Origin of the sequence: Jeotgalicoccus saudimassiliensis (genome assembly GCF_000756715.1) — a bacterium.
Classification (GTDB): Bacteria; Bacillota; Bacilli; order Staphylococcales; family Salinicoccaceae; genus Jeotgalicoccus; species Jeotgalicoccus saudimassiliensis.
In genome coordinates this window covers 1-24,931 of sequence record NZ_CCSE01000001.1, presented here as the reverse complement: position 1 = coordinate 24,931, position 24,931 = coordinate 1, and the positions used below count along the sequence as shown (strand labels likewise).

Below are 24,931 nucleotides of genomic sequence, written 5' to 3'. Positions count from 1 at the left end.
TTTTAAATTTAAATTAAATTATTTCGCTCGCAGGAAAATTCATTATTTTTATTTACAAAATCTTTTTCACATAGTATAGTTGATTACACAACTAATCAACCGAACACCAACAGAGGAGGCGGGAATTTGTGAAAGCCGTATTAGATGACTCCAGACCAATATTTCAGCAAATATACGAAATGATAGAAGACGACATAATTGAAGGTGAACTTGCAGAAGGTGATCAGATTCCTTCTACAACAGAAATTTCGAAGTTTTATCAGGTAAACCGTGCAACTGCACAAAAAGGACTCGGGGTGCTGGTCGATGAAGGTTATGCATATAAACAGCGCGGTGTCGGTATCTTCGTCGCAGAAGGCGCGACGAAGAAATTGATAGAACAGCGTAAAAAAGAATTCCGTCTGCAATTTGTTAAACCGCTGCTTGAAGAATCAAAGCGGCTTCGCATGACGAAAGAAGAAGTAATCAAATTTATAGAGGAGGCCAATAATGATTAAAGTAAATAATTTATCTTTTGCCTATGACAAAAAGAATATCTTAAAAGATGTTAATTTAACAGAAACTGAACCGGTGATTATCGGATTGTGGGGACGTAATGGTTCCGGGAAAACAACTCTAATGAAAATTTTATCCGGTATGGAACAACCGAACGACGGCACTGTCGAAGTAGACGGTATTGTGCCATATAACAATAGTGATGCAATGAATCACGTTGCATTTATGCAGGAGGATCATCCCTATTCCGATATGTGGGATATAAACGATGCTCTGAAGTTCGGACGTGACTTTAATGAAAATTGGGATCAGGAGCTGGCTGATAAACTGATAGATATTTTTCAGCTGCCAAGGAAGAAAAAAATACGTACCTTCTCAAAAGGTATGAAGACGATGATTACGATTGCTATCGGTCTTGCGAGTAAAGCACCGCTGACAATTTTTGATGAACCATCAAATGGTCTCGATGCACATATGAGAAAGCAGTTTTATGATGTGCTGCTCGATTCCTACGATGAACACCCGCGTATGATTTTACTGTCGTCCCATCACATTGAAGAAGTAGAACCATTATGTGAAAAGATTGCAATTATCGATAACAATACACTGGTGCACTATGAAGAAACTGATGTTTTGAAAAATAACGGAGTTCATATTAGCGGGACAGCAGAAGCAGTACGCGCCGTAGTTGGCAATAAGCGGGTGCTTGAGGAACGCAAACTCGGTAAACAGCTGAATATCATGCTGGATACGCCGCTGACAGATGACTTAAAACGCGAGGCTGAACAAGCAGGCGTCATGATAGAAAAAGCACCATTCCAGGATTACCTTGTTAATTTAACTACAAAGGAGGCTGAATTAAATGAACACGCTTAAAGGACCTTTTAGTGTTGTCTTTAAAGAAATGAAACTGACATTTTATATTAATACCGGAATTACAATCGCGCTATTCGCACTTTATATTTTTCTCAGCACTCAGCTTGATGGAAATGAAATGCTCGGATTAATATTCGGACCGTTCTACATTGTGTTTCTGACATATGCGTTTATATTTTTTAAGAGCTATAAATTAATACTGTCATTCGGCGGAACACGCAAGCAATTTATGCTGTCATCGTTTATCGCGGCTTTTCTGTACATTACCGCAGGAACTATTGTTTTAACCGCTTTGCATTATATCGGTGAAGTAACATTTCAAGATGGGTATGTATTTCACATGGCAGACATACTCAATGATGCAAATCCTGCAATGTATTTCTGGGTAGATTTTCTGTGGCTGTTTATCCTATTCGGAATAGGAATGTTCGCTCAAGTTATTAACTTCAATCTCGGTGCACTACGCACACTGATTTTAGCGGCAATAATTATACTCGGCTCAGTATCAGCATACTTCTTTATAAATTTAACACCGCTGTTTGAATTTATTATCAATGAATATCTGCTGTTTCTTCATCTGCTTGCGCTCGGTTCATTAGTACTGCTGGCAGCATCTTATTTCATGATGAGAAATGCACCACTTGAACGCGGCGACAGAAAAATATTTAAAGCCAATACTGTAAACTAATAACGAAGAACACTTAATGCTTAATGCAATAAGTGTTCTTTTTAATTTCCGATATTGTTTCATCTATAACCGTTTCGATTAGCTTTACCTTCTCGTAATAATCATCAACGCTCTCTTCGAGACTGTTTTGATTAACAGGTACTGCCGCGGTTAAGAGTGAAGTTCTCTTCTGTGTCGCGTCCGGAATGACCTGCTGCAGTTTTCTGTTTAAGACTGCAGCGAAGTTATTCTTGTTCTCGATAAATTTATCGTATCCTGGAAGGTCTTTAATCTGATTATGCGGTTTGTATGGATTCGTTTCGTAACGAATGCCGATATCTTTGACAGTATTCCCATTCTTGGAAAGCAAGTTGATGTATGTATCCACATGAATATAAAGTGTATTGTCGAGCCCGGTTTCTTCAAATGACTCGTCGGACTTCCAGTTCGGCTTTGAAATTAAAAAGATAAAGTTATTGCGCCCTGCACCGCCGGCTTCTCCCCAGCTGATATTAAGTTCTGTCTCATCTTTAAATTTCTCCATTAAAATATTCTGCCAGCATATCTTCTGCTGCACTGTATCCATGGGAATTCCTTCCGTCAGAGCTTTCACAGGATCACTGACAGGTATGTAGAATTCATTGAGCTTCTCTTTAAAATCTTCAAGCAGCCGATTCAAGGCAGCGTTATTCACACTTGAGCCTTCATTTAGAAACGAACTGTAATGGACACTCTTAAATTTCGAACTGCCGGGCAGCACCGTCGTATCAAGTGTTAAAAAGATAAAATGAAACTCAGCCGCTTCAAGATTCAGTTTTCCTAAAATTCTTTGCTGGGCCAGTTCCGATTCATAGCGGAGTGTCTGCTGAATCCCTTCACCTGTGCCCAATTTATTTTCAATGATGATAATCTTCGGCACCTGTTTTTCTGTTTCATATATAACCATGTCAGGTGTACCTATTGGTTTGCCAAGTCCCACTCGGTTAATCACTTTGTAGTTATAATTGTTATCCATATTTTTGGTGAATAGTATTCACCAAAGAATAAAATTTTAATTATAACCTTGGGCAGATTGTCACTGATCCTAACACCTGTCACATTATCACTCCATAAATGAGACAGATCAGCTTAAATTACAACATCTGTCACATTATCACTCCATAAATGAGACAGATCAGCTTAAATTACAGCATCTGTCACATTATCACTCCATAAATGAGACAGATCAGCTTAAATTACAGCATCTGTCACATTATCACTCCATAAATGAGACAGGTCAGTTCAAATTACAGCATCTGTCTCATTATCACTCCATAAATGAGACAGATCAGCTTAAATTACAACATCTGTCACATTATCACTCCATAAATGAGACAGATCAGAAAAATTCGCTCGATTTAGCTTGTCAGCTACTCTGAAACACAAAAAATCAGGGTCCTCCACCGAGGGGCATGCTCAAGCTTCACTATATTCACTTATTATTATCACCCAGCATATCAAGCGGGCTGAGTTTTGCTTCAATCTCGGCTCTGTCTGCTTCCATAAACGGAGGCAGGTCTAATTTTTCTCCTGCTTCGATGCCAGGTGTCGTATCAACCAGCCCCGGACCATTCGTAGCAATTTCAAACATGATGCCGTTGGATTCCCGGAAGTATAAACTTTTAAAGAAGTGTCTGTCGACTACGCCTGTTGAACGGAATCCTCTTTCCGTCACCTTCTCGTCCCAGTACTGAAGTGTTTCTTCATTCTCTACATTAATCGCAAGGTGATGCACGCTCCCGCGTCCCGGCCGTTCGCGGTCGCCGTCTTTAAATTTAACTAGGATTTCGCTGTGCCCGTCACTCCCCGAAGGTCGGTACAATCGCTTATTCTCATCGCCCGACACTTTCACGTAATCGAACAGTGTCGTCAGCGTTCTTTCCATCTTCTCAATTCTGCGGACGGTCATCTCCACAGTCCCCATGCTCATAATCTGATATTCTTCCGGCACATCTGAGCCGTCCCAGCTTTCGAATCTGCTGACCGCTTCATCATCCACCACCTGCAGTGCAAGTCTCAGTCCGTCGCCATCTTCAAAAAGCAGCGATTTTCTGCCGCCGTAGTTTGTTACATCACTGTACTCCACGCTGTACTCATCAAACCGCTTCTGCCAATAGGATAAACTGCTCTCACCTCTGACGAACAATCCTATCCGTGTAATAGCATTCGTTCCGCGTCTGGTGTTCGCCGCCATCGGCATCTCAAAAAACGACAGTTCTGTTCCCGGGCGCCCTTTATTATCACCATAAAATAAATGATACATTGACGGATCATCCTGGTTTACCGTCACTTTAACTCTGCGCATGCCGAGCAGTTTATTATAAAATGTATTATTTTCCTGCGCATTTTTCGTCAGCATTGAAATATGGTGGTGTCCTAAAATTGTTGCCATTATATTGACCTCCGTATATTTTCACTGTAATTACATCTTAAAATAAATTAATCAGCACAACACCTGTCAGCATTATAACGAGTCCAATCAGCTGCACCGGTACAATTGTTTGTTTTGCCGAACGAAACATGCCGAACTGCTGTACAAGAATACTGCCGGTAATCTGGCCGAATAATACAAGTACAATCGTCGGGCCTGTACCGATTTCTCCGACAAGGAAGATATTAATCAATACGTAAAACCCGCCGAATATTCCTCCAAGCCAAACCCAGAACGGTGCCTTTTGTGTAATCGGAGATTTCACCGGCACAAATGTTTTATCTCTTAAAGCAACAATTATAACCAGCGCTGCCGCACCGACAAAGAATGAAATAAATGCTGCAGTAAATGGCGAGTTCACCGCACTGCCTAGTTCTCCATTAATCGCTGCCTGGATTGATAACAGTGCACCGCCGGTAAAGCCTGCTGCTCGCCACGGCCACTTATTAATATTTTCATTCGCCTGTTCGAGTTTATAACGGCGCATCTTCATAATGTCCTGCAGCACAACCGCCAGAAAGACTCCCGCAAAAATCAATACGACCCCAAAAAAGCGTGTAATCCCAAACGGTTGAATCATCGAGTTAAACCAGCCGAAGTTATCGATAATCATACCTGTGATAATCATGCCGATAATCGGCATAATTGCAGTTTCGACACTGCCTATTTTTGGAAATATAAATATGTTCGTCGTCAGCGCAATAACACCGCATACTCCGCCAAGCCATATCCAGGCCGGCTGTTCAGTAAACACTGACAGCTCCGGTGTCAGCGGCAGGCCGTTTATCAGCACGATAATACTTAAAAATACGGTGCCGATGACAAATGAAATCATCGATGCGGTAAACGGAGATTTCACATAACTCCGGAGTCCTGAGTTAATCGCAGACTGCATTGACATCCCCGTTCCAATCGCAGCTCCGAGCAGTGCTGTAAACATCGCACTCACTTCCTCTTTATATTTGCATATAATCGTATCATTTATTAACGCAAAAATCCCTTTTGATTAATTAATCAAAAGGGATTTTTGTTATTCTGTCGGCTGCATCTGCGCTTCAAATTCATCAAGCAGTGCCCGGACTTCATCTGTAGAGTTCGTGCTCATCAGCTGGTGTCTCAGTTCACCTGCGCCTCTGATGCCGCGAACGTAAATTTTAAAGAATCTGCGCAGCGGTTTGAACAGACGCGATTCTTCTTTTGAATATTTGTCGAACAAATCAAGGTGCAGTCTCAAGAGACCCAGCAGCTCTTCACTTGTATGTTCTCTCGGTTCTTTTTCAAATGCAAACGGGTTGTGGAAAATACCGCGGCCGATCATCACGCCGTCGACGCCGTACTTCTCAACAAGCTCCAGTCCTGTTTTTCTGTCCGGAATATCGCCGTTTATCGTTAATAATGTATCCGGTGCAATCTCATCGCGAAGCTGTTTAATTTCTCCGATTAATTCCCAGTGCGCGTCCACTTTACTCATTTCACGACGCGTACGAAGGTGAATTGACAGGTTCGCAATATTCTGTTCCAGTACGTGTGTCAGCCAGTCTCTCCACTCATCAACTTCAGTATAGCCGAGACGCGTTTTCACACTCACCGGCAGGCCGCCCGCTTTAGCCGCCTGAATAATTTCAGCTGCAGTTTCCGGACGCTGAATCAGTCCTGCACCTTTACCTTTTGCTGCAACGTTCGGTACCGGGCATCCCATGTTCAGGTCTATGCCTTTAAAGCCCATTTCGGCCACGCCGATACTCATCTCACGGAAATGCTCCGGTTTGTCTCCCCAAATATGGGCAACAATCGGCTGCTCATCTTCCGTAAACGTTAAACGCCCGCGTACACTGTGCACCCCTTCAGGGTGGCAGAAGCTTTCTGTATTCGTAAACTCAGTGAAGAACACGTCGGGTCTGCCCGCTTCACTGACAACATGACGGAATACGACGTCTGTTACGTCTTCCATCGGCGCCAAAACAAAAAATGGACGCGGTAATTCACGCCAAAAGTTTTCTTTCATATATATTTAAACCTTCTTATCTATTAGTATCTCGAATTTTAATCCATGACGATATTACCACAAAAAGACAATTTACACAAAACTATAATGACGATTAAAAAGCCTGCAGATTTTATTCTTCTGCAGGTGTGGACAGCGCTTCACGCTTTTGATTAATAGCTTTAATCCAGTCTTCCCTCTTGAAAACACTGAATTTAAACACATCGTTGTTCTGCATAATAATCTTAATTACATCCGGAATAACGCCCATGCTCTTCTTCGTTTTTATTTCTTTAATGTCCTTTAAATCAATAATCGTTTCAACCGATTCTATATACGGTCCGACTGCGCCTTCATGAAACAGCGCAGTTTCCGTTAAATATAACGGACCTTCGACACCTCTCATCGGACGTCTCATGTGTGCATGTCCTGCGCGGACGATATCTCCTTGATTCAATCTCATAATGCGTCACCTCAACCAACTGTATGTATTATACTCCGCCTAATGCTATCACAATTGTGAATATCAGCAATCCGGCAAGGACTAGAATCAGAAACCCCATAAACCATTTATTCATAAATCTCCGCTCCTTTAAAAGTCACCATATATATATTATACACGTAAAAAAATCACTTCATTTCGAAAATGAAGTGATTTCATAAATTATTCATTATTTGTCTTCTTTTTTAACCGGTGCAGAGACCAGATCTTCAATCGGTTTTGCACGGTAAACGAAGAACGACATCACTGCCGCGATTAATGTGATGATGAAGATTACAAAATAAACAAACTCGACACCAGTTACCATCGCTGCAGTCACAGCTTCCTGTGCCTCCGGATCCGGAGTACCTTCAAGGTAAACTGCCTGTTTCGAGTTCAGCATGCCGATAAACACCGACACACCGATTGCACCCGCCAGTGGCTGAAGTGTCGACATCACTGCCGTTCCATGAGGGTATAAATGTTTCGGCAGCTGGTTTAAACCGTTTGTTTCCGCCGGCATCATGGTCGCTGATACGCTCAGCATAATCAGCATAAAGCCGATAATAATTACCCACTGAGGCGTCTCCGCGTTCAGCGTGCTGAACATAAACATCGTCGCAGCGAGAACAATCGTTGCCGGAATCATCATAATTTTAGGACCGACTTTATCGAATAGAGCACCCATAAACGGACTCATTGCACCGTTTAACAGACTTCCCGGAAGCAGCAGAAGACCTGCTGCAGCTGCAGTCAGCCCCATCGGTCCCTGCATAAACACCGGCAGAATCAGCTCGGATGCAAACATCACCATTATAATGATGACAAACAGCACAACCGCGTGAGAGAACATCGGAAATTTGAACACGCGTAGGTCCATCAGCGGCTCATCCAGCTTCAGCTGGCGGAGTGTAAACATTACGAGTGCGATTACACCGATAATAATCGGAATAAATACGGACGGCGTCATAAAGCCGTTCGCACTTTCACCCGCGTGGCTGAACCCGTAAATTGTCGCTCCCAGACCAATCGTTGAGAAGACGATTGAAAGCCAGTCGATTTTCGGCTTAGTCTGCTCCGTAATATTTACGAGATATTTTAAAGCAAATAAAATAGAAAAAATCGTAAAAGGCATGACGAAGATAAATAAAAATCTCCAGCCGAAGTATTCGACGATAATACCTGACAATGTCGGGCCGATTGCCGGTGCGAACATGATAACCAGACCGACGATTCCCATAATTTTTCCGCGTTTATGCGGAGGATAGATCAGCAGGAACACGTTAAAGATAATCGGCATAATCAATCCTGTACCGACAGCCTGAATCATGCGGCCGAGCAGCAGCACGGAAAACGTCGGTGCCATTGCGGCTATGACGGTCCCGATAAAGAATGTGGCCATCGTGCCGACGAACAGCTGTCTCGTCGTAAACCATCCCATTAACAGCGGTGACACCGGAATAACTATTGCCATGACGAGCATAAAGCCTGTCGCAACCCACTGTACTGTCGATAATGTAACATCGAACTCAGCCATCAGAGTCGTCAGCGCGATATTCAGCAGTGTCTCATTTAATATAGCGAAGAATGCTCCGATGATTAACGCAACCATAATCGGCATTGTTTTAGCATTCGGATCCTCCGATAAAAATTCGTACTTTATATTTTTAGTTTCAGTCATTATGCACCTCTTAAATTTTCTTCATACCGGAACGTGAGGTTCCCGGTACACATCATAATGATGACTTAGTATAATATAAGGTATATGGTAACCATATAGTCAAGAGGTGAAGCTTATGAAATCCGAAATATATTTTACGACAGGCGATTTTGCGAAACTGTGCGATGTAACAAAGCAGACGTTATTCCATTACGACCAGATCGGGCTGCTCCAGCCGGCCCATAAAGACGAGAAGGGATACCGCTATTACTCCTACACTCAGTACGACGCGATGTACGTCATTGAGTCGCTGAAAGAAATGGAAATGCCGCTGAAAGAAATTAAGGGCTTTATCAGTGAAACAACACCGGCAACGATGATTGAACTGTTTAAAGAAAAATCCCGTCAGATATCCGAAAAAATAGACACACTCCGGAGCATCCAGAATACGATTGAAAAGAAAATTGCCATTACAGAGCAGGCGATAAAAACCGACTTCGGTGAAATCGTGCTGACTGAAGCCGACGCCGAATACTTATATTTGAGTGCGCCGCTCCTAAGCAGAAATGACAGTGAAAACCGTGCCGCTATATCCGACTTTTATAAAGTATGTATGAAAGAGCTGCATGAAAAGTATTCAATCGGCGCAATGATTAAAATAGATAACATTGAGCAGGATGACTACGATAGTTTTGATCACCTGTTTGCGAAAACAGATTATACCGATTCACTGCCGCTCATGAAAAACGATAAAACACTGCAGGTCACCGGCTATCATACCGGTCAGTACGAAGATGCCTCCATAACTTACGATGCAATATTCGACTTTATAAAAGACCACCGGCTTAAACCGCTCGATTACTTATACGCCGAACCGATACTCGACCGTATTTCAGTCAGCGACAGCGATGAATACGTGACGAAAATTACGGTCCCTGTTGTGGAGTAAAGACGCTTGTTGCGGAGGAAACGTACTTACCCGGGAATGAGAAGCGCTCATTGCGGAGGAAACGCATTTAACCGGGAATGAGAAGCGCTCATTGCGGAGGAAACGTACTTACCCGGGAATGAGGAGCGCTCATTGCGGAGGAAACGTACTTACCCGGGAATGAGGAGCGCTCATTGCGGAGGAAACGCATTTAACCGGGAATGAGGAGCGCTCATTGCGGAGGAAACGTACTTACCCGGGAATAAGGAGCGCTCATTGCGGAGGAAACGTACTTACCCGGGAATGAGGAGCGCTCATTGCGGAGGAAACATACTTACCCGGGAATGAAGAGCGTTCATTGCGGATGAATCGCGCTTAACCAGGGTATATAAAAGGTAAATAATAACAAGGAGTGTTTCGATGATCACTTTTATAAAATTAATAATAATCGGTTTCCTTTCCGGATTGATTCTCGCGGCATCCGGCAAGGTTATCCGTCTCATCACAGGCAACAAAGCGGAAATCCTCTTATACAACATGGAGTATATGCCGGTGTTTAAACGCTGGAGCGATAAATGGATTACCGGTATTATTTTTCATTACATGACATGCATCGTGAGCACCGTTGTATTGTTCTGCATGCTCATTCCTTTTGGATGGGAAATGCACATCTGGCCATACATTCTCGTTTACACTGCCGGGAGTGCCGCACTTTATTTCCTCAGTCTCCTTACTGATAAACCGCCCGCATTCAACAGTTTTTCGTCCTGGTTTTACTGGACGTTCAGCCATGCCGTTTTCGGTTTTGCTGTTGCTGTCTTAATCAGATTTTGGGTATAAAAAAAGACTGACGGCGGTAACGCTACGTCAGTCTTTCATTATTTTAAAGATGCACTTTCACATCTGCACTTTCTTTTAGATCAGCTACTAATGCCTGTGCTGCTTCGCCTTCTTTTTGCGCTGTAACCTGCTCTTTAAGCTGCGGTTCCATTTCTTCAAATGACGGCGGCTCTTCTTCTGTTTCCATCTGTTTCATCTGTTCAATCTGAGCATCGTATACTTCCTGCAGTTCTTCTTTCGAAGGCTCGATATCTCCCGCTTCTTCAGCGATCAGTTTATCAATTTTAACCTGCATTTCAACCTGAGACATCACTTCTTCTTTAGGCATATCCTGCTCTTCAAATGCTGCGAACAGATCATCCTGTGATTCCATCTGGTTCTGCTCGACTAAATCATCAAGCACGGCGTTCGTATCTTCTTCCGTTACTTTGAGTTTACGGTTGTCCGCTTCCTGATTTAACAGTTCCTGGGATACCAGTCCATCAGCCACCTGTTTTTTCAGATCGTCCTGATTCAGTTCCTCACCTGACATCTGGGACATCATCGCCATTTGCTGGAACTGCATATTGTATGCTTCCTCAAATGCCGGCTTTTCAATTTCTGTGCCGTTAACTTCCGCTACTACATCAGGAACCCCTTCAAGGTCGGGTTCCGGTGCTTCAGGCTGTTCGCCCGCTGCACTTTTCTCACCGGCAGCCTCTTCGCCTTCTGCTGCAGCTCCTGTGTCAGGATGTGACTGTTCTTCTGCCTGACCTGTATCCCCGGCAGCTTCTTCATCGCCATTACATGCGCCGAGAAACAGTAATGAACCTATTATTGTTACGCTTGATAACCATTTTTTCATTTTGTAATTCTCCTTTGTTTACTTACTTGTCCGTCATTCTAACGTATATTACGGCAGGAGGCATTTAAAAAGCGGCTCAAAGGAAAATTATTTTCACAGTTTATGACTATTCAATGACAATCTATTTCTGATAAACTCCAGTAAACCTTTATGCACCGGCACTTCTAACGATAGCTCACAAAAAAATACAGCAGACACCAAACGGTATCTGCTGCATCATATATTATTTCTCTTCTTTGTTCCAGCGGAACACAGGTTTACGTGACGCTCTTGTTTCGTCTAAACGTTTAACCGGTGTTTTGTGTGGAGCTTCGTGGATGATATCCGGATTGTTTTCCGCTTCATCTGCGATTTGAAGCATTGTGTTGATGAAGTGATCAAGAGTTTCTTTAGACTCTGTCTCAGTCGGCTCAATCATCAGTGCTTCTTCTACGATTAACGGGAAGTAAACAGTTGGCGGGTGGATGTCGAAGTCCATCAGACGCTTGGCGATATCCGATGTTCTGATTCCAAGTTCCTTCTGTTTGTTACCCGAGATAACGAATTCGTGTTTACAGTGCTGTGTGAATGGAAGTTCGTATTTCTCCTGCAGGCTTCTCATAATGTAGTTAGCGTTAAGTACTGCGTATTCACTTGCTTTCTTAAGTCCTTCTGCACCAAGTGTACGGATGTACGTGTATGCACGGACGTTGATTCCAAAGTTACCGTAGAAGTTCTTAACCATACCGATTGATTTCGGACGGTTGTAGTCAAGGTCGTATACGCCGTTTTCTTCTGTTACTACCGGTTTTGGAAGGTATGGAGCAAGCTCATCAGTTACACCGATTGGGCCTGAACCAGGTCCGCCGCCGCCGTGTGGGCCTGTGAATGTTTTGTGTAAGTTAAGGTGTACTGCGTCAAAGCCCATGTCGCCAGGACGTGCGTAACCCATAATAGCGTTAAGGTTTGCACCGTCATAGTACATTTTACCGCCCGCTTCGTGGATAATATCTGCCATTTCAAGGATTTGAGTTTCAAATAAACCTAATGTGTTAGGGTTTGTCAGCATAAGTGCTGCAGTGTTTTCGTTAACAACTTTCTTAAGGTCTTCAACGTCAACTAAACCTTTATCATTCGATTTAACCTCAACGATTTTGAATCCTGCGATTGCAGCAGATGCCGGGTTAGTACCGTGCGCCGAGTCAGGAACGATAACTTCGTTACGGTGAGACTCTCCGTTAGCTTCGTGGAAAGCTTTGAACACCATAAGTGCAGTCCATTCACCTTGTGAACCTGCAGCGGGCTGTAACGTGATTTCATCCATTCCTGTAATTTCTTCAAGGTGAACCTGAAGATCGTACATTAACTCTAATGCACCCTGGATTGTTTTAGTATCCTGGTACGGGTGAATGTGGCTGAAGCCCGGTAATCTTACAACATCTTCGTTAATTACAGGGTTGTATTTCATCGTACAAGATCCTAAAGGATAGAATCCAGTGTGGATACCAAAGTTGCGGTTCGATAATCCAGTGTAGTGACGCATTAATTCCAGTTCATCAACTTCCGGAAGGTTTGCATCTACCTTACGAACGTAAGCATCACCAATTTCTTCTTCTAAATTAACTTCTGGCACATCAAGTGCAGGAAGGTTGTAACCTACTCTGCCTTCTTTACTGCGTTCAAAAATTAATGGAAAGTTTTCATTAGCCATTGTTGATATCCCCCAATTCTTTAACAAATGCATCGATTTCTTCTTTCGAACGGATTTCTGTCGTTGCGATCAGCATGTGGTTTTCGAACTCAGGGTAAACGATACCAAGGTCAAATCCGCCGACAATCCCTTTTTCAAATAACTTCTCGTTAACTTCTTTAACAGGTTTAGAAAGTTTAACTACGAATTCGTTGAAGAATGATCCGCTGAATGCCGGCTCTAAACCAGCTTCTGCAAGCTGCTGCTGAGTGTATCTGGCTTTTTGCATATTCAGTTTAGACATATCTTTAACACCGTTCTTACCAAGTGCACTCATTGCAGCTGAACTTGCTACTGCGTTTAATGCCTGGTTTGAAGTGATGTTTGAAGTCGCTTTTTCACGTCTGATGTGCTGCTCTCTCGTCTGAAGTGCAAGCACGAATCCGCGCTGGCCGTCCTGGTCAACAGTTTCACCAACGAAACGTCCCGGTACTTTACGCATTAACTTTTCAGTTGTAGCGAAGTAACCACAGTGCGGTCCGCCAAGCTGTGCAGGGATACCGAATACCTGTGTATCACCGACAACGATGTCTGCGCCGAATTCTGACGGAGGTGTTAAGTATCCTAATGATAACGGGTTGCTCGAAACAACCATCATAGTCTTAGGCTGTGCTTTGATTAATTTATTAATTTCTTCAAGCGGCTCGATCTGACCCAGGAAGTTAGGGTACTGAACGATTACTGAAGCTGTGTTTTCGTCGATTTCTTTCTCAAGCTGCTCCAGGTCTGTCTTCCCGTCAGTTAAACCGATTTCAACAATCTCAAGGCCTTTACCTTTAGATGCAGTTTTAACTAATTCACGGTACTCAGGGTGAAGCGCTTCAGATACTATGATTTTCTTCTTCTTTGTTTGAACATTGCTTAAGTACATTGCTTCTACAACAGCAGTTCCGCCGTCATATAATGAAGAGTTTACGATAGGCATACCAGTAATTTCAGAAACCATCGTCTGGAACTCAAACATAGCCTGCAGTTCACCTTGTGTCATTTCAGGCTGGTAAGGCGTGTAAGAAGTGTAAAATTCTTGTCTTGAAATAACATGGTCAACTACTGAAGGGATAAAGTGATCGTATACCCCGGCACCTAAAAATGAAGAGTATTCCTGCAAGTTGGCATTTTTAGCAGCCATTGCAACCATTTCTTTTTTAAGTTCGTACTCACTAGTTGGTTCTTTCAGATTTAATTTTCTGTCCAGTCTTACTTTTTCAGGAATATCTTGAAAAAGCTCGTCTGTGGATTTTGCACCGATCTTTTCTAACATCTGTGTTTTATCAGCTTCGGTAGCTGGTAAATAACGAAAATCCATTACAATTTCCTCCCTGTTCTTCACATTTATAATATAATAATTAAATATTATTATTTTATTTCCACACTCTATACTACCATATCGAACTAAATAAATAATCAATTCAGCAGCAGAGTTTATATGGAAACTGCTGTTTTTATACAGCGCTTTCAGAAATAACTGGTTATTATCTGATATTTCTCCATACAACGTTTATTATAGTGTTTATTTGGGTATAATGCTAGTCGCATCTATTATAAAGCGGTTTCTTTTGTGCAAAAGTTATAAACTGTTCACATATCCATAAGTGAAAGTGATGTTAAAATATAAGTAGTATTGTAGAAAGGGCTGCTTTTATGAAAATTGTACTATTCGGCATGACCGGAAGAACAGGCAGTGAGATTGCCAGACTTGCGCTGCAGGACGGACATCAGGTATCAGCCTTGGTGCGCACACCTGAAAAGATTGCTGCACAAGATAAAAACCTCTCGATTATAGAAGGCGACGTGACCGTTAAAGAAGACGTGGCCCGCGCTGTGAAAGACGCTGATCTGGTAATCAGTGCATTAAATACTGACGGCGGAGAAGTGCTGACTGAGAGTATGCCGCTGATTATTGACGCGATGAACGCTGAAGATATTAAGCGGATTATCACGATAGGTACTGCAGGAATACTGCAGAGCAGAGTCGAACCTGACGTGCTGCGCTATCAATCCAGCGAGTCAAAACGGAAGTTAACACGCGCAGCAGAAGAACACCATAAGACATACCTGCTACTTGAAGAGTCGTATCTCGACTGGACAGTTGTCTGTCCGACATATTTACCGGACGGCGAGGCAGTCGGAACCTGCCGCGAAGAACGTAACTATCTGCCGGAAGACGGGAAGAAAATTACGGTTGGAGATACTGCTTTATTTGTGTACAGGCAGATCGACAGTGACAAATATATTAAATCCCGTGTGGGAATAGCATATTAAACAAAAAATACCGGAGCTGATATATTGTTATCAACTCCGGTATTTTATCATTCCACTGTTACAGATTTCGCGAGGTTACGCGGTTTATCTACATCGTTGCCTCTGTGAAGTGCTGCATAGTATGAAATCAGCTGGTAGACAACTACTGATACTAACGGCGTCAGCATGTCATCCACTTTCGGTATAACGTACGTGTCACCCTGCTGCTCCAGTCCCTCCATTGCAACGACACATACATTCGCACCGCGCGCTTTTACTTCCTGCGCGTTGCTCCGGATGTTTAAGTCCACTTTTTCCTGTGTCGATAACGCAAATACAGGTGTGCCTTCTTCTATTAAAGCAATCGTTCCGTGCTTCAGCTCACCGCCGGCAAATCCTTCTGCCTGGATGTACGAGATTTCTTTCAGTTTCAGTGCGCCTTCAAGTCCGACATAGTAGTCCATTGCTCTGCCGATAAAGAACGAGTTTCTCGCTGTTTCAAGGTAGCCCGTTACGATTTCTTCAATCTTCGGAGCATCTTCGATTACCGTCGTAATGGCTGTCGTCACTTTTGCCAGTTCAGACATTAAATTCATATCCGATACTTTGTTCAGCTCTCTCGCCGTTACTGCCGCTGTGATTGCAAGTACTGCAATTTGTGCCACATAAGCTTTCGTCGATGCCACAGCGATTTCCGGTCCGGCATGAAGGATGAGTGTTTCATCCGCTTCACGCGATAATGTTGAGCCCGGCACGTTCGTAATCGTTAACGATTTATAGCCCTTCTCTTTAATATCGACGAGTACAGCACGGCTGTCCGCCGTTTCTCCTGACTGAGAGATAAAGATAAATAACGGCTTTTCCGATAACAGCGGTGTGTTATATACAAATTCTGATGCCACGTGCACTTCCGTCGGGACGCCCGCCCATTTTTCGAAATACTCTTTACCGATCAGACCCGCGTGATAACTCGTTCCTGCAGCGATAACATACAGTCTGTCCGCCTCATTCAGCTGGGTAATGATATTTTTATCAATCTTAAGTTCACCGTGTTCGTCCTGATACTCTTTAATGATTTTACGCATGACCTGCGGCTGCTCATTGATTTCCTTAATCATGTAATGCGGGTAAGTGCCAAGCTCGGTGTCGCTTGCATCGATTTCCGCAATATACGATTCACGTTCAATTTCCGTACCTTCGATATCTCTTATAATCAGCTCGTCTGCCAGCAGCTGGATAACTTCGCCGTCCATTAATTCTACAAACTCATTTGTTAGAGTAAGCATCGCCATCGCGTCTGATGTAATAACGTTAAAGCCGTCCCCTTTACCTAACAGCAGCGGTGATTTGTTTTTCGCTGCATAAATCGTATGATCATCTTCGTTATCCAGAAGACCGATTGCATAAGAACCGTGCAGTAACGACAACGTCTTTTGAAATGCCTCAAGTGTCGACGATCCTTCCTGTGCGAACTTCGCAACCAGCTGTACAATAATTTCAGTATCCGTATCAGAAACTAGCTCAATATCGTTTAAACAGTCTTCTTTAAGCTGTCTGTAATTTTCAATTACGCCGTTATGCACCAGCGTAAAACGTCCGTCAGCACTCTGGTGCGGATGGGAATTCGTCACACTCGGCTCACCGTGCGTTGCCCAGCGTGTATGACCGATACCGATTGTACCCGAGAAATCTCCATCCACTTTTTTACGCAGGTCGGCAATTCTGCCTTTCTCTTTAAACACTTTCGTTTCCTGATTATTCTTTACTGCAATACCTGCTGAATCGTAGCCGCGGTATTCCAGTTTTTCAAGTCCCTTTAATAATATTTCCTTCGTATCTGATGTTCCAATATAACCAACAATTCCACACATAAGATAAACTCCTCTTTATAATTTAGTTTAAGTTCTGTGGGATATCTGCTTTGTCAGTCCGGTTGCCCGGAAATTTTAACAGATACACTTACGAATACTTCAGTATCCGGGACAGCATCCGCCGAAAGTTCGATCGCTGTCCTCCTCGTCAACAGTACGCGTGTACTGCTCAGGCGCTATTCCGATTAAGTTTACAAACTGCCCTCCTTTTTTATTCAGAATAAAAGTGTAATTTATTTTTTTCTGGATTACAAGATTTTTTTACCTTTTAATGGAAAAAGTTTGGGGATCTACTGGTTGAGTGACTGTGTCCGACTCACATTGTCAGTCAAATCCCGTTGTGTGACAGTGTCCGACTCACATTGTCAGTCAAATCCCAATATCGGATTGTCCCCCGCCCAATTTAGCTCCCAACAAAAACAGGAACGATAAAAGTATCGTTCCTGTCCGGCACATCATGCTATTCAATTATTTCTTTCACTCTGCCGACGATTCCGTCTTCCAGCTTCACTTTAATACCGTGGTGGTGGTTTGCCGAGTTTGTCAGTATTCTCGCAACGGTGCCTTCTGTAAGTTCTCCGCTTCTCTGATGGTGTTTCTGCACGACTTTTACCGTACTGCCGATTTTAATGTCGGCTCTTTTTGTTCCGTCCATATTCATTCTCCTTATTAACCAAAATTAAGTATATTCATCATACCATTTCCGGTATAAATTTATCGGCTTCATACCGGTTCTCTCCCGCCCGTTAATAACTTAACATCTTATAATTAATGTTTAGAAAAAGTTATGTTTATGTCTAAAAAGTGTTATAATATACAGGTCAGAGGAGGTCACATCATGAAAGGTAAAACTCATATCATCGGTGGTGTCGCATCCAGTCTGGCAGTCGCTCATTTTACATACGCCGATCCGGTTTTATTAATTGGCGCCGGTATAGCGGGTTCATTACTGCCCGATATTTGCCACGGCGGCAGCAAGATTGGTAAGACGTTTCCGGTCATTTCGAAATTAATCAATTTCGTTTTCGGTCACCGTTCGTTTACACACAGCCTGCTGTTTATCGTACTTGTTGCTTTTCTTGTCGACTACTTTATTCCCAATGACGCATTAAAGCTCGGCCTCATTACGGGCATGATCAGTCATTACATATTGGATATGGCGACTAAAAGCGGCATTCAGCTGTTCTTCCCAATCAGTTTTAAAGTGAGATTTCCGGTCACTACACGAACGGGAAGCTTTACAGAGAATATTATTTTCAGTCTGCTGTGTCTCGTCTCTTTATATTTCGGCTTTCAGGTTTTAGGTGTATACATATTTAATTTTATTAACGATTTCAACATGGGTGAGCTTATGGCAAAACCCGTATACTTTATTTCATAACAAAACGCCGTCTGAAGATTTTCTTCAGACGGCGTTTTTAATATATTATTTGTCGAGGCCCATTTCAGCTTCAACTACTTCAGCAATTTCTCTGCTGTAGCCCGCCGCGAGTTCTTCTGTTTCCGCTTCAACCATTACACGTACTAACGGCTCTGTACCTGATGCACGAACGAGAATACGTCCGTTACCGGCCATACGCTCTTCCACATCGTCCATAATCGCTTTAACTGCTCCGTTGTTCGTTACGTTGTGCTTATCGCTCACACGTACGTTTACAAGCTCCTGAGGGAATGTTTCAACCATCGCTGCAAGTTCGCTCAGCTTCTTGCCTGATTCTTTAACAATTGCTGCAAGGTGGATTCCTGTTAACAGACCGTCACCAGTAGTGTTGTAGTCCATCATTACGATGTGCCCTGATTGCTCTCCACCTAATGAATAGCCGCCTTTACGCATTTCAGCAACAACGTATCGGTCACCAACCTGAGTTTTGTCAGACTTCATACCGTGCGCTTCCACCGCTTTGTAGAAACCGAGGTTACTCATTACTGTGGATACAACTGTATCGTCTTTCAGTTCGCCTTTTTCTTTTAATGAATGTGCGAGGATAAACATGATTTTGTCACCGTCGACAATTTCACCGTTCTCATCCACTGCAATAATTCTGTCCCCGTCTCCGTCAAACGCAAGGCCGAAGTCACATTGTTCTTCCTTAACGAGTTCCTGAAGTCTTTCAGGGTGTGTTGAACCGACACCGGCATTAATGTTCGTACCATCAGGGTTGCTTCCGACTGTTGCAGTGTCAGCTTCAAGATCACCAAACAGATATGGTCCGAGGTGGTACGTCGAACCGTGCGCACCGTCAAGACCGATTTTAAGTCCTTCAAAATCAGTATCAATTGTCGATTTAAGGTAGCTCAGGTATTTCTGTCCGCCTTCAAAGTAATCCGAAATTGTACCCACTTCAACACCTGTCGGTCTTGGAAGGTTATCTTCTTCGCTGTCCAGCAGCGCTTCAATTTCATTTTCCTGTTCGTCAGTCAGCTTAAATCCGTCCGGACCAAAGAATTTAATCCCGTTATCTTCAACCGGGTTATGTGATGCAGAGATCATGACACCTGCATCTGCTTCCATGTCTTTCGTCAGGTAAGCGACACCCGGTGTCGAAATAACGCCTAAGCGCATAACTTCCGCACCGATTGACAGTAATCCTGCAACAAGTGCAGATTCAAGCATTTCACCGGAAATACGAGTATCTCTTCCGACTAATACACGAGGATGTTCCGAACCTTTTTTAAGCAGTGTGTATCCTCCGAAACGTCCTAATTTAAACGCCATTTCAGGTGTTAATCCTTCGTTTGCAATACCTCTAACTCCATCTGTTCCAAAATACTTTCCCATAGTAATCTCCTTTTTTAAGCAGCAATTATTCGTCTTTTTCTATCGTAACATCTGCTTCCAGTACAGCAGGTTCACTTTTCGTTACATTTTCAGGCAGTTCTATCCGGACGTCTTTCGTGCCCGATGATGACATGCCTTCTACATCAACTTCCGCTGTTACGGAAGATATGGCTTCCAGCGTCTGGCTGTCACCGAATATTTCAATTGTATCATGATTTAATTTCACTTCCGACAATGTTCTGTTATCGGCAACTTCACCGGCAGTTTCGAAGTGCACCGGCACTTTTTTACTCAGTTCCTCGACCTGGATTTCAATCCTTACTGTCGAAGGTTCAATCGTTACATCAAGCTTATTATACTGTGCATCGAATGCACTTACTTCAGCTTCTTCCACACGTTCATCCGTAATACTCGACGTATCTGTCATCATCGCACGGACATACTGTATACGGTTCATCGTACTCTCTCCGCCGCGGACTGTGACAGTCGACGGTTCCACGTTTACCGAATCGAGCTGGTAGCTTGATCCGACGCGGCCTTCGCTGACTTCAGCCTGGATTTCAAATGTTTGTGATACCAGGTTTTGTATTGTAACATTTGCCGTTTCCGGCTGCACAGTTCCCGATACATTTTCAGGCAGACCATTTACGGTGAAGAATACTTCGTGCTCACCCGGTTCGCGGTTTCTGAGATCCAGAATTATTTCAAAGTTACGCGTCGCCTGCAGGCGTTTGACGTTTGAGTTTGCTCCGCCGAGCTCTACAGTCACTTCCTGCGGAACGCCGGATACGTAGTATGATTCCTCATCATAAAGTACTGTGACAGGCACACCTTCGATAAATTCCGTATCCGATTCTGTTTCACTGTCATCGTTAAAGAGGTTAATATCTTCAAAGACATTGTTTGCATTGACAAACATAAACAGCGCGAGAAGCAGTGCAACTATACTGAGGCCCCATTTATTTTCGAGCAAACAAACCGCCTCCTTCCTTGCTTCCGGCAGTTACCATCCAGTGTTTCTGAAGGAGCTCTTCAAGTTTCTCGAGAGTAATTTCCTTGGATAGTTTGCTGTCGTATGTAACTGACACGTTACCTGTTTCTTCCGATACAATAATCGTAAATGCATCGGTAACTTCTGAAATACCGACAGCGGCTCTGTGCCGTGTACCGAGATCTTTTGCTATTTTATTGCTTTCCGACAGCGGCAGATAACTTCCGGCTGTCGCAATTTTGTCGCCCTGAATGATCATTGCCCCGTCATGCAGCGGTGTATTCGGTATGAATATATTGATTAAAAGCTGCGACGTAATTTCGGCATTTAACGGTACTCCCGTTTCAATATAATCTTTCAGGCCGGTTTCTTTCTCAAGCACAATCAGTGCACCGATGCGTCGCTTCGCCATATAGCGGACTGCTGTAACCATGTCCTGACGCATCTTCTCGTGCTCCGACGCATCGCCGGCAGCACCGCTCCTGAACAGGCTGCCGCGCCCGAGCTGTTCAAGCGCGCGTCTCAGTTCAGGCTGGAAGATAACAATGACGGCGAGGAAACCCCATTGGAGCACCATGTCGAACAATTGTGTCGTCGTTGTTAAATCTAAAAAATTACTTATTGCCCGTCCAATAATTATGAAAAATATCCCTTTGATTAACTGTACAGCTTTCGTCCCTTTAATGACCGTCAGTATTAAATAAAAAACGTACCATATAATCAGGATGTCAATGATGCTGGTTATTACAAATGACGTAGAGATATTATCAAAAAAGTTGGCTGTTTCCATAATGATTTTCCTTTCTATTATGTTATAAGCCACCTAATCTCCCGGTAAGTTCTTTATACAGACTACCTATTTGCGGTATGCTGGAAGTTTCCTCATCAGGCACTGGTGTCGCTTTTAATAATTCATCAGCTTCTTTTACTCTGTCCAGCTGCCACAGACTGTACGCCCGCATAATATTCTCATCAGTTTCTGCAGTTTCTCCCGCAAGCTCCAGCGCTTCTTTATAGTTGCCGAGCTTCACGAGCAGCAGTATTTCATACTTCTTAAGATCTTTTTCTTTATAAGTGATGTTAAGTCTTGATGCTATATGATTAATATCTGCAATCAGTCTGTGCGCAGTGTAATACTGTTTAAATATAATATAACATTTCACAAGTGCAAACCGTAACTTAATATCGGAAATATTCAGTTCACCAAACTTGGTCATCAGGTAAACAGTGTCCTCAAGTATATCTATCGCCGCATCGGCTTCACCGTCTTCTGTAAGCAGCTCCGCTTTTAACAGCACAGCGTTAACATAGTGTTGATTGACAGCCACCGTCGACAGTTTCTGCAGCGCTTTATCAGCGTGCAGTCTCGTCCGTTTTAAATCCCCTTTAAATTTAAAATAGCGCGCATAGATTAAATGTATTCTTCCGCTGTCCGGCAGCGGTACATCTTCAATCTGTTCATATTCCTTGTCGATAAAATGCTTCACGATCTCAAAATCTTCATTATCCACTTTAAGTTCGTAATGGCCGATTTCGCGCAGTATTTCAAAGTTATTGTATTTGAAATGCGATACTTCAGCCATAAAGTCATTGACCGTGCAGTTCAGACGTTTGCTCAGTTTTACAAGAACGTTCGTCGACGGCTGCACCGTGCCCTTTTCTATCAAACTTAAATAAGTTCGGGAGATGATCCCGTCAGCAAGCTCTTCCTGGGTTAAATTGTTATTATTGCGGATTTCTTTAATTCTTTGACCTATCATACTCATCCCCCTAAGTACTTAACATTTTAATAATACCAAATTCACAATTGTGTAACAAATATTCTCATTTATTAAAACAGTTTAATTGACTGCATTTACATTTTACATGATAATTAAATAAAAAGTATATGGAGGATATTAATGGAAAAATTGCTCATCATTAATGAGTTGGATCAGCTTAAGTCAATCAGTGACCCATTTAGACTGCAGCTCGTCGGTATGATGGCGGATGAACCGAAGACCGGTCAGATGCTTGCCGACGAACTTGGACTGCCGAGAGCTAAAATACATTACCATTTAAACCAGCTGCTCTCTCATAATATTATCACCGTATCGCATACCGTTGAGAAAAGCAGTATTATCCAGAAATTTTACCGGCCCGCTGCAGAAGCAATCGTGCCTTCCATCAATATTTTTAACTTTAACAATAAGAACGGTGCTGTACCTTACGCAGCATATACTATTTCGCCCGATGAACATGAGCTTGAAATACTCAATTCCCGTCTCACGGCACTCGAAAACAGCAAAAAAGATAATGAAAACAAAAAAGAAACAGCTACTGCAGATGAGTATGCTGTTTACATGTTGAAAACTATGAGAGAAGCCTGAGGCTTCTCTTTTTATATCTGACTCTGTCCGAATATGTACTCCGAAAGGATTACCGCTTTTTCTGCAGTTTCATTACAATTGTCTATCAGCGGATTAACTTCGACAAGATCTGCCGACACGAGACGTTTTGTACTGCTCAGTATATTTAAACCAGACAGCATATCCGAAAGGAAAATACCGCCGTCAACTTTCGTTCCCGTCCCTTGAATTTCGAGCGGGTCCAGACTGTCCACATCAAGTGACAAATGAATACCGTCGCAGCTTTCCAGATGCTTTAGTGCTTTTGTGATGACTGCATCGAGTCCCAGTCTTTTGACATCGCTCATCGTGTAGCATTTTATTCCATGTTCTTTAATATATGCTTTCTCACCTGTATCTAGATCACGCACACCGATCAGTACGATATTCTCATGTTTCAGTTTTGCACCTTCATGATGAATATCCACAAGACGTCTGCTTCCTTCCCCGAGGAGCACACCAAGCGGCATACCGTGTATGTTACCCGTAGGTGATGTATCGCTGTTATTAATATCCCCGTGAGCGTCGATCCACAGTACCCCGAGATTGCTGTACTTTTTCGTAATTCCGCTTATGGAACCGATAGACAGACTGTGATCACCGCCGACGATGAATGGAAAATGCTTATCATTCAATGACGCTTCCACGGTATTTGCAAGTACTTCACTAAAGTCTTTAACCTGAACGAAATTCATCAGTCCTTCTTCATTTCTTTCGCTGTGATTACCGTACTCTGCACGGTACTTTCCATATACATTTCCCTTATCTGACACTTCATGACCAAGTGCTGTTAAACGCGCTTTTAAACCGCAAAGACGCACCGCATCCGGACCCAAAGATACCCCTAACTTCGGTTGTCCAAAAGCTGTCGGCGCGCCTATGATGTCTATTTTAATCACTGACATCCCCCCACCAGTTATTCCTTTGTATAGTTACAATATACTAAAGAAAGCGCTTTTATACAACCCCTTATAAATATAAATTATATAATTATTTATGCATAAAAAAAAAACACTTACTATAGTAAGTGTTCCACGATGAGCCATGCAGGATTCGAACCTGCGACCCTCTGATTAAAAGTCAGATGCTCTACCAACTGAGCTAATGGCTCTAAATATATTAAACTGGGCTGGAAGGATTCGAACCTTCGCGTCACGAGACCAAAACCCGTTGCCTTACCGCTTGGCTACAGCCCAAAATCTATGGTGGAAGGGGGCAGATTCGAACTGCCGAACCCGAAGGAGCGGATTTACAGTCCGCCGCGTTTAGCCACTTCGCTACCCTTCCAGACAAAAAATGGAGAATGACGGGCTCGAACCGCCGACCCTCTGCTTGTAAGGCAGATGCTCTCCCAGCTGAGCTAATTCTCCATATTGAACTATAAAATTAAAAATGGTGACCCGTACGGGACTCGAACCCGTGTTACCGCCGTGAAAGGGCGGTGTCTTAACCGCTTGACCAACGGGCCATCAGATAAAAAAATGGCTCCACAGGTAGGACTCGAACCTACGACCGATCGGTTAACAGCCGATAGCTCTACCACTGAGCTACTGTGGATTAATTATAAAAATATTCGCCTGGCAGCGTCCTACTCTTGCGGGACGTCAGTCCAACTACCATCGGCGCTGGAGAGCTTAACTGCTGTGTTCGACATGGGAACAGGTGTGGCCTCTCCGCCATCGCCGCCA

24 protein-coding genes, 6 tRNA genes and 1 rRNA gene are annotated in these 24,931 nt (G+C 43.2%); 8 read left to right on the top strand and 23 right to left on the bottom strand.

Translation table 11 applies throughout. From position 1 onward, the window contains the following. Positions 1 to 128 precede the first annotated feature (128 nt). From RZ44_RS00155 to RZ44_RS00145, 3 genes are read left to right on the top strand one after another with little or no spacing between them, the layout of a single operon-like run. Entirely contained in the window at positions 129 to 497 is a 369-nt protein-coding gene (locus RZ44_RS00155) for a GntR family transcriptional regulator (protein ID WP_035807288.1), read from the top strand. Then, positions 490 to 1,371, top strand: coding sequence for an ABC transporter ATP-binding protein (locus tag RZ44_RS00150; RefSeq protein WP_035807283.1), 882 nt, complete (start codon positions 490 to 492; stop codon positions 1,369 to 1,371). The genes RZ44_RS00155 and RZ44_RS00150 overlap by 8 nt, the downstream gene beginning before the upstream one ends. Further along, on the top strand, positions 1,358 to 2,059 hold the full coding sequence (locus RZ44_RS00145; protein WP_035807282.1) for a hypothetical protein: 702 nt from the start codon (positions 1,358 to 1,360) through the stop codon (positions 2,057 to 2,059). Before RZ44_RS00150 ends, RZ44_RS00145 begins: the two co-directional genes overlap by 14 nt. Before the next feature lie 13 nt (positions 2,060 to 2,072). Here RZ44_RS00145 and RZ44_RS00140 read toward each other — a convergent pair whose 3' ends face one another. The 6 genes from RZ44_RS00140 to RZ44_RS00115 all read right to left on the bottom strand — a co-directional run bounded on the left by RZ44_RS00140 (position 2,073) and on the right by RZ44_RS00115 (position 8,654). After that, positions 2,073 to 3,053 (bottom strand): hypothetical protein, encoded by a 981-nt coding sequence (locus RZ44_RS00140; RefSeq protein WP_035807280.1) that lies wholly within the window; start codon positions 3,051 to 3,053, stop codon positions 2,073 to 2,075. A 456-nt stretch (positions 3,054 to 3,509) separates the two neighbouring features. Beyond that, on the bottom strand, positions 3,510 to 4,469 hold the full coding sequence (locus RZ44_RS00135; protein WP_035807278.1) for a VOC family protein: 960 nt from the start codon (positions 4,467 to 4,469) through the stop codon (positions 3,510 to 3,512). 37 nt (positions 4,470 to 4,506) lie between these two features. Further along, a complete protein-coding gene (locus RZ44_RS00130; RefSeq protein WP_035807276.1) occupies positions 4,507 to 5,448 on the bottom strand; it encodes a DMT family transporter in 942 nt (313 codons plus the stop codon). 90 nt (positions 5,449 to 5,538) lie between these two features. After that, positions 5,539 to 6,513 (bottom strand): tRNA dihydrouridine synthase, encoded by a 975-nt coding sequence (locus tag RZ44_RS00125; protein ID WP_035807271.1) that lies wholly within the window; start codon positions 6,511 to 6,513, stop codon positions 5,539 to 5,541. A gap of 112 nt (positions 6,514 to 6,625) precedes the next feature. Continuing rightward, positions 6,626 to 6,955 (bottom strand): GRAM domain-containing protein, encoded by a 330-nt coding sequence (locus RZ44_RS00120; RefSeq protein ID WP_035807269.1) that lies wholly within the window; start codon positions 6,953 to 6,955, stop codon positions 6,626 to 6,628. 208 nt (positions 6,956 to 7,163) lie between these two features. After that, a complete protein-coding gene (locus tag RZ44_RS00115) occupies positions 7,164 to 8,654 on the bottom strand; it encodes an MDR family MFS transporter (protein WP_035807268.1) in 1,491 nt (496 codons plus the stop codon). A gap of 115 nt (positions 8,655 to 8,769) precedes the next feature. Between RZ44_RS00115 and RZ44_RS00110 the strand changes: the two genes are divergently transcribed. Beyond that, positions 8,770 to 9,582 carry a MerR family transcriptional regulator gene (locus tag RZ44_RS00110; protein WP_035807267.1) on the top strand — a complete coding sequence of 271 codons (813 nt, stop codon included), beginning with the start codon at positions 8,770 to 8,772 and terminating at the stop codon, positions 9,580 to 9,582. A 399-nt stretch (positions 9,583 to 9,981) separates the two neighbouring features. Next, positions 9,982 to 10,401 carry a hypothetical protein gene (locus tag RZ44_RS00105; RefSeq protein WP_035807266.1) on the top strand — a complete coding sequence of 140 codons (420 nt, stop codon included), beginning with the start codon at positions 9,982 to 9,984 and terminating at the stop codon, positions 10,399 to 10,401. A gap of 43 nt (positions 10,402 to 10,444) precedes the next feature. Here RZ44_RS00105 and RZ44_RS00100 read toward each other — a convergent pair whose 3' ends face one another. From RZ44_RS00100 to gcvPA, 3 genes are all read right to left on the bottom strand, one after another. Next, entirely contained in the window at positions 10,445 to 11,245 is an 801-nt protein-coding gene (locus RZ44_RS00100; protein WP_035807263.1) for a SurA N-terminal domain-containing protein, read from the bottom strand. Between the two features lie 223 nt (positions 11,246 to 11,468). Beyond that, positions 11,469 to 12,935: an aminomethyl-transferring glycine dehydrogenase subunit GcvPB gene (gene gcvPB / locus RZ44_RS00095; RefSeq protein ID WP_035807261.1), complete on the bottom strand. Its 1,467-nt coding sequence runs from the start codon at positions 12,933 to 12,935 to the stop codon at positions 11,469 to 11,471. Then, complete coding sequence (gene gcvPA / locus RZ44_RS00090; protein WP_035807259.1) at positions 12,928 to 14,280, bottom strand: aminomethyl-transferring glycine dehydrogenase subunit GcvPA; 1,353 nt, start codon at positions 14,278 to 14,280, stop codon at positions 12,928 to 12,930. The genes gcvPB and gcvPA overlap by 8 nt, the downstream gene beginning before the upstream one ends. Before the next feature lie 335 nt (positions 14,281 to 14,615). Here gcvPA and RZ44_RS00085 point away from each other — a divergent pair, with 335 nt between their 5' ends. Beyond that, positions 14,616 to 15,236 (top strand): NAD(P)-dependent oxidoreductase, encoded by a 621-nt coding sequence (locus tag RZ44_RS00085; protein ID WP_035807258.1) that lies wholly within the window; start codon positions 14,616 to 14,618, stop codon positions 15,234 to 15,236. Positions 15,237 to 15,283: 47 nt separating this feature from the next. Here RZ44_RS00085 and glmS read toward each other — a convergent pair whose 3' ends face one another. Both glmS and RZ44_RS00075 read right to left on the bottom strand, forming a co-directional pair. After that, positions 15,284 to 17,086, bottom strand: a complete 1,803-nt coding sequence (glmS, locus tag RZ44_RS00080; RefSeq protein ID WP_035807257.1) for a glutamine--fructose-6-phosphate transaminase (isomerizing) — start codon at positions 17,084 to 17,086, stop codon at positions 15,284 to 15,286. 460 nt (positions 17,087 to 17,546) lie between these two features. Further along, positions 17,547 to 17,741, bottom strand: a complete 195-nt coding sequence (locus tag RZ44_RS00075) for a YwbE family protein (RefSeq protein ID WP_035807256.1) — start codon at positions 17,739 to 17,741, stop codon at positions 17,547 to 17,549. Between the two features lie 183 nt (positions 17,742 to 17,924). Between RZ44_RS00075 and RZ44_RS00070 the strand changes: the two genes are divergently transcribed. Continuing rightward, positions 17,925 to 18,467: a metal-dependent hydrolase gene (locus RZ44_RS00070; RefSeq protein WP_052108682.1), complete on the top strand. Its 543-nt coding sequence runs from the start codon at positions 17,925 to 17,927 to the stop codon at positions 18,465 to 18,467. A 45-nt stretch (positions 18,468 to 18,512) separates the two neighbouring features. Here RZ44_RS00070 and glmM read toward each other — a convergent pair whose 3' ends face one another. Genes glmM through RZ44_RS00050 form a run of 4 tightly spaced genes read right to left on the bottom strand, consistent with a single transcriptional unit; the run spans position 18,513 to position 22,616 of the window. Continuing rightward, positions 18,513 to 19,865: a phosphoglucosamine mutase gene (gene glmM / locus RZ44_RS00065; protein WP_035807253.1), complete on the bottom strand. Its 1,353-nt coding sequence runs from the start codon at positions 19,863 to 19,865 to the stop codon at positions 18,513 to 18,515. 25 nt (positions 19,866 to 19,890) lie between these two features. Further along, a complete protein-coding gene (locus RZ44_RS00060) occupies positions 19,891 to 20,838 on the bottom strand; it encodes a CdaR family protein (RefSeq protein ID WP_035807250.1) in 948 nt (315 codons plus the stop codon). Beyond that, positions 20,825 to 21,646 carry a diadenylate cyclase CdaA gene (gene cdaA / locus RZ44_RS00055; RefSeq protein ID WP_035807248.1) on the bottom strand — a complete coding sequence of 274 codons (822 nt, stop codon included), beginning with the start codon at positions 21,644 to 21,646 and terminating at the stop codon, positions 20,825 to 20,827. Before cdaA ends, RZ44_RS00060 begins: the two co-directional genes overlap by 14 nt. A gap of 22 nt (positions 21,647 to 21,668) precedes the next feature. After that, positions 21,669 to 22,616: a helix-turn-helix domain-containing protein gene (locus tag RZ44_RS00050; RefSeq protein ID WP_052108679.1), complete on the bottom strand. Its 948-nt coding sequence runs from the start codon at positions 22,614 to 22,616 to the stop codon at positions 21,669 to 21,671. 141 nt (positions 22,617 to 22,757) lie between these two features. On the opposite strand from RZ44_RS00050, the gene RZ44_RS00045 reads away from it, so the two are divergent. Further along, a complete protein-coding gene (locus tag RZ44_RS00045; RefSeq protein ID WP_035807244.1) occupies positions 22,758 to 23,225 on the top strand; it encodes an ArsR/SmtB family transcription factor in 468 nt (155 codons plus the stop codon). Positions 23,226 to 23,236: 11 nt separating this feature from the next. Here the strand turns inward: RZ44_RS00045 and rocF are convergent, their stop codons facing one another. From rocF to rrf, 8 genes are all read right to left on the bottom strand, one after another. Further along, positions 23,237 to 24,148 carry an arginase gene (rocF, locus tag RZ44_RS00040; RefSeq protein WP_035807242.1) on the bottom strand — a complete coding sequence of 304 codons (912 nt, stop codon included), beginning with the start codon at positions 24,146 to 24,148 and terminating at the stop codon, positions 23,237 to 23,239. 133 nt (positions 24,149 to 24,281) lie between these two features. Continuing rightward, positions 24,282 to 24,354, bottom strand: a tRNA-Lys gene (locus RZ44_RS00035). A gap of 13 nt (positions 24,355 to 24,367) precedes the next feature. After that, positions 24,368 to 24,439: transfer RNA gene (locus tag RZ44_RS00030), tRNA-Gln, on the bottom strand. Between the two features lie 7 nt (positions 24,440 to 24,446). Continuing rightward, positions 24,447 to 24,530: transfer RNA gene (locus tag RZ44_RS00025), tRNA-Tyr, on the bottom strand. A 10-nt stretch (positions 24,531 to 24,540) separates the two neighbouring features. Further along, positions 24,541 to 24,613, bottom strand: a tRNA-Val gene (locus RZ44_RS00020). Between the two features lie 23 nt (positions 24,614 to 24,636). Beyond that, a tRNA-Glu gene (locus RZ44_RS00015) sits at positions 24,637 to 24,711 on the bottom strand. A gap of 14 nt (positions 24,712 to 24,725) precedes the next feature. Continuing rightward, positions 24,726 to 24,800: transfer RNA gene (locus tag RZ44_RS00010), tRNA-Asn, on the bottom strand. 18 nt (positions 24,801 to 24,818) lie between these two features. Then, positions 24,819 to 24,931, bottom strand: a 5S ribosomal RNA gene (gene rrf, locus RZ44_RS00005); the annotation flags it as partial.

What these genes read in the sequence shown, in the direction of transcription:
- RZ44_RS00150 (WP_035807283.1), top strand. Translation starts at nt 490, where the DNA reads ATGATTAAAGTAAATAATTTATCTTTTGCCTATGACAAAAAGAATATC.
- RZ44_RS00145 (WP_035807282.1), top strand. Translation starts at nt 1,358, where the DNA reads ATGAACACGCTTAAAGGACCTTTTAGTGTTGTCTTTAAAGAAATGAAA.
- RZ44_RS00140 (WP_035807280.1), bottom strand. Translation starts at nt 3,053, where the DNA reads ATGGATAACAATTATAACTACAAAGTGATTAACCGAGTGGGACTTGGC.
- RZ44_RS00135 (WP_035807278.1), bottom strand. Translation starts at nt 4,469, where the DNA reads ATGGCAACAATTTTAGGACACCACCATATTTCAATGCTGACGAAAAAT.
- RZ44_RS00130 (WP_035807276.1), bottom strand. Translation starts at nt 5,448, where the DNA reads ATGTTTACAGCACTGCTCGGAGCTGCGATTGGAACGGGGATGTCAATG.
- RZ44_RS00125 (WP_035807271.1), bottom strand. Translation starts at nt 6,513, where the DNA reads ATGAAAGAAAACTTTTGGCGTGAATTACCGCGTCCATTTTTTGTTTTG.
- RZ44_RS00120 (WP_035807269.1), bottom strand. Translation starts at nt 6,955, where the DNA reads ATGAGATTGAATCAAGGAGATATCGTCCGCGCAGGACATGCACACATG.
- RZ44_RS00115 (WP_035807268.1), bottom strand. Translation starts at nt 8,654, where the DNA reads ATGACTGAAACTAAAAATATAAAGTACGAATTTTTATCGGAGGATCCG.
- RZ44_RS00110 (WP_035807267.1), top strand. Translation starts at nt 8,770, where the DNA reads ATGAAATCCGAAATATATTTTACGACAGGCGATTTTGCGAAACTGTGC.
- RZ44_RS00105 (WP_035807266.1), top strand. Translation starts at nt 9,982, where the DNA reads ATGATCACTTTTATAAAATTAATAATAATCGGTTTCCTTTCCGGATTG.
- RZ44_RS00100 (WP_035807263.1), bottom strand. Translation starts at nt 11,245, where the DNA reads ATGAAAAAATGGTTATCAAGCGTAACAATAATAGGTTCATTACTGTTT.
- gcvPB (WP_035807261.1), bottom strand. Translation starts at nt 12,935, where the DNA reads ATGGCTAATGAAAACTTTCCATTAATTTTTGAACGCAGTAAAGAAGGC.
- gcvPA (WP_035807259.1), bottom strand. Translation starts at nt 14,280, where the DNA reads ATGGATTTTCGTTATTTACCAGCTACCGAAGCTGATAAAACACAGATG.
- RZ44_RS00085 (WP_035807258.1), top strand. Translation starts at nt 14,616, where the DNA reads ATGAAAATTGTACTATTCGGCATGACCGGAAGAACAGGCAGTGAGATT.
- glmS (WP_035807257.1), bottom strand. Translation starts at nt 17,086, where the DNA reads ATGTGTGGAATTGTTGGTTATATTGGAACATCAGATACGAAGGAAATA.
- RZ44_RS00075 (WP_035807256.1), bottom strand. Translation starts at nt 17,741, where the DNA reads ATGGACGGAACAAAAAGAGCCGACATTAAAATCGGCAGTACGGTAAAA.
- RZ44_RS00070 (WP_052108682.1), top strand. Translation starts at nt 17,925, where the DNA reads ATGAAAGGTAAAACTCATATCATCGGTGGTGTCGCATCCAGTCTGGCA.
- glmM (WP_035807253.1), bottom strand. Translation starts at nt 19,865, where the DNA reads ATGGGAAAGTATTTTGGAACAGATGGAGTTAGAGGTATTGCAAACGAA.
- cdaA (WP_035807248.1), bottom strand. Translation starts at nt 21,646, where the DNA reads ATGGAAACAGCCAACTTTTTTGATAATATCTCTACGTCATTTGTAATA.
- RZ44_RS00050 (WP_052108679.1), bottom strand. Translation starts at nt 22,616, where the DNA reads ATGATAGGTCAAAGAATTAAAGAAATCCGCAATAATAACAATTTAACC.
- RZ44_RS00045 (WP_035807244.1), top strand. Translation starts at nt 22,758, where the DNA reads ATGGAAAAATTGCTCATCATTAATGAGTTGGATCAGCTTAAGTCAATC.
- rocF (WP_035807242.1), bottom strand. Translation starts at nt 24,148, where the DNA reads ATGTCAGTGATTAAAATAGACATCATAGGCGCGCCGACAGCTTTTGGA.